We start from the raw sequence: 2696 nt of genomic DNA, 5'->3' as shown, positions 1-2696 counted from the left end.
GGTATTATGAAAAAAGAGAAGAAATATTGAATAAGCAAAAAGATAAAAGAGATTCTAAAAAATAATCTTCAGTACTAATTAGAAAGAGATAAAATGTTTGGATTGAATATTTCAATGAAATGGGACTGTTTTTTATTTATTGAAAAAGATGCCCGAATAAAATTTTACCACCATCCCTTTTTTTTCTTTGATTGAATAGTTTCTTTCAACCTACGTAAAAAATTTAAATCTTCTGAATCACGTTCTTTATCTCTTCCTCGGACGGCTGCTTGTTTAAGCAAAATAAGGTCATCAAGTGAAACTACTTTAATTTCAAGATCTTCTATTATTTTTATTTCTGGACGTTGAAAAGCAAAATTAAAATCAATTGTGTCTAGCTTCTTTAAAATTTCAATCCTTAACGGGGGCATCCCTATACCAATCATTCTTTCTACCAAAAACATTTCTTCCTTCACATCTTCTTCTTCTATTCCAAAATCCAAGCAAGCTAAAACCGCCTTTCTTGCATTTTCAGGTGTAGCATGGAGAAAAATATCCAAATCCCCAGTGCTTCTCACATGACCATAAACTCCCATAGCAAATCCTCCAATCAGCAAATATTCAACTTTATGCTTGTTTAAAGATTTGATGAAGGAATAGAAGTTCTCAGGAAGTTGGTTGTTAAGATTCGTCATCGATGAAATAAATTTTCTTATCGATGGGAAGATTGTAAATATCTATACCTGAGAGCGCATAGTTGAATGCCAGGTGTTGAAAATAACGAACAATATTTTCTTCAGCTGATGATTTTAGAGCTTGGTCAACCATCATGTCAAGATCTTTCTCCTCATCAATATAATATATCGGAATTTTAGATTTGGTTTTCATCAGAAAGCTGTCTTACTCAAATTTAGCCAGATATTTCAGTATTCAAAACCAAAATATAGTAACCCAAACAACAACACCAAAAACCTAAATCAATAAATCCTTTTTTCTACAGGCCTGATTTGGTATCTTTACATTATGTAAGCACTTGAATATCAAATTTGACCTTGTAGGAACGTCGACCTCTAATCATTTTTTTAAGCTTACCGGTTCTCCTCCAACACATATTGCCAGCCCTGGATTTGCTGATTTTATTGCAAATAAGCTGTTGAATGCCTTTAAATTGACATAATCTGAAAATAGAATTTCCATCGATACAAAAAGAATAATCATGAACTTAGCACTTGTTGAAGAATCAATCGAAGAGCTTGTCGAAGTAGACACAGCCAAAATTTTGTTTGCATCATTTGAAAAAAATGATCTCGACACAACCCTCTTGGACAATTCTGGGCTTTCCTATGATCAAATTCTGTTGGACGGAGGAAAAGACAATCCCAATCCTGTTTTCAATTTCATGACCCTCAAACCGGCTCTTGACCATGCTGCTGCCTTAGGATTCAGTCTGATTATCGGAACCGATACGAAAAATGAAAGGATCACCTTGGCTGTCAAAAAGGATGAAAAAAGTGGATTTGTCATTCTCAACAGCCACCAAATCGCGGCGATTCTTCTGAATATCTGGAAAGAATCAGGAAAATATGAGGATTTGGTCTGCCTAAAATCAATCCATACTTCAGACTTGGTGGAATACATGGCCATTAAATCCGGGATGAAACTTCAAAACGAAATAATCGAACCTGGAGAGTTGAGAAATAGTATGGCTGAAGTACAAAAGATGTACGAAAACAGCCCTATCTGTGCTTTTAACATCGATCAACAGGTTTGCCATACAGACCTTGATTTTGCCGGGATCGTTTTGGAAATCGCCCAAAAGGAAAATGAATTGAAAGCTTCAGAACAAACATTTTTTGATTACCTGATGGGAATTTACCATGAATTTGGCTTCTACAAAGAAAAAACCATCACTGTAGATTTGAATACAGATGCACAACGCTCCCATTTGCTGTCGATCATGGACAACTTGCGAAAGAATCCAAAATCCCTTGAATCCACGTTTCCGCTCAATAGTGTCACGGATTACAAAAAGGGCGTGAAATTTAATATTCTCACTGATAAGGTGAATTCATTTGCGGGAAGTACAGAGAATATCTTGAAACTAGAATCTGTCAATAACCTTTCAGTGACCTTTGCTCCCACCAAAACCAAAATGGTCTATTACATCAGTATCAAAGGAGGGTTTATTTCCAAAGAAAAATATGTCATGAGAAATAAAGAAATGGATGCCGAAATCCTTCGCGTGATCCAGATGTTCAATAGAGGTCTCTGATCAAAAACGGTCCCCAAGCTTAAGGTTTGGGGATTTTTTTTTGCCTGTTGCTTTTTTGTATTTGTATTTCCACTTTGCCCAGGAATGTTTGGGTACAGCCCTGAATGATTGGACCATAATCAAAACCTGGATTCCCAAAATCACAGGAAATATGGTTTGGAATCCCCAACCCAAATCGAGAAAAATCCCAAACAATGCAGGTCCGATCGCCGAACTCAGCACCATAATGGATGTAAAAAGACTTCTGACTGTCCCAATGTAAGTTTGTCCAAAAAACTCCACTTGAAGTGCTGCAACAGTAGCACTCCCAAAACCTACAGAAAAACCCATCAGGACATTATACACGAATATCCCCCAGACATTGGGGACCATCCATATGATCAACAAAGCCACCAATAGCGGAAAAAGATAAAATGGGAAGAAAGTCTTGGCCTTGTACTTGTCA

4 protein-coding genes are annotated in these 2696 nt (G+C 36.5%); 1 reads left to right on the top strand and 3 read right to left on the bottom strand.

The window, feature by feature from the left end; genetic code table 11:
* Positions 1–164: 164 nt before the first annotated feature.
* Together ACZFYI_RS18640 and ACZFYI_RS18635 are read right to left on the bottom strand one after the other, a co-directional pair.
* Positions 165–674, bottom strand: a complete 510-nt coding sequence (locus ACZFYI_RS18640) for a nucleotidyl transferase AbiEii/AbiGii toxin family protein (protein WP_462525629.1) — start codon at positions 672–674, stop codon at positions 165–167.
* Positions 661–867, bottom strand: a complete 207-nt coding sequence (locus ACZFYI_RS18635; protein ID WP_462525628.1) for a hypothetical protein — start codon at positions 865–867, stop codon at positions 661–663. Before ACZFYI_RS18635 ends, ACZFYI_RS18640 begins: the two co-directional genes overlap by 14 nt.
* A gap of 328 nt (positions 868–1195) precedes the next feature.
* Here ACZFYI_RS18635 and ACZFYI_RS18630 point away from each other — a divergent pair, with 328 nt between their 5' ends.
* A complete protein-coding gene (locus ACZFYI_RS18630; protein ID WP_462525627.1) occupies positions 1196–2251 on the top strand; it encodes a hypothetical protein in 1056 nt (351 codons plus the stop codon).
* Here ACZFYI_RS18630 and ACZFYI_RS18625 read toward each other — a convergent pair.
* Positions 2252–2696: MFS transporter (locus ACZFYI_RS18625; RefSeq protein WP_462525626.1), on the bottom strand; the 445-nt coding region annotated here is incomplete at its 5' end.

This window comes from Aquiflexum sp. (genome assembly GCF_977115555.1).
Note: the sequence above shows the minus strand (reverse complement) of the source record. Positions and strands in the feature narration are given on the sequence as shown.

What these genes read in the sequence shown, in the direction of transcription:
- ACZFYI_RS18640 (WP_462525629.1), bottom strand. Translation starts at nt 674, where the DNA reads ATGACGAATCTTAACAACCAACTTCCTGAGAACTTCTATTCCTTCATC.
- ACZFYI_RS18635 (WP_462525628.1), bottom strand. Translation starts at nt 867, where the DNA reads ATGAAAACCAAATCTAAAATTCCGATATATTATATTGATGAGGAGAAA.
- ACZFYI_RS18630 (WP_462525627.1), top strand. Translation starts at nt 1,196, where the DNA reads ATGAACTTAGCACTTGTTGAAGAATCAATCGAAGAGCTTGTCGAAGTA.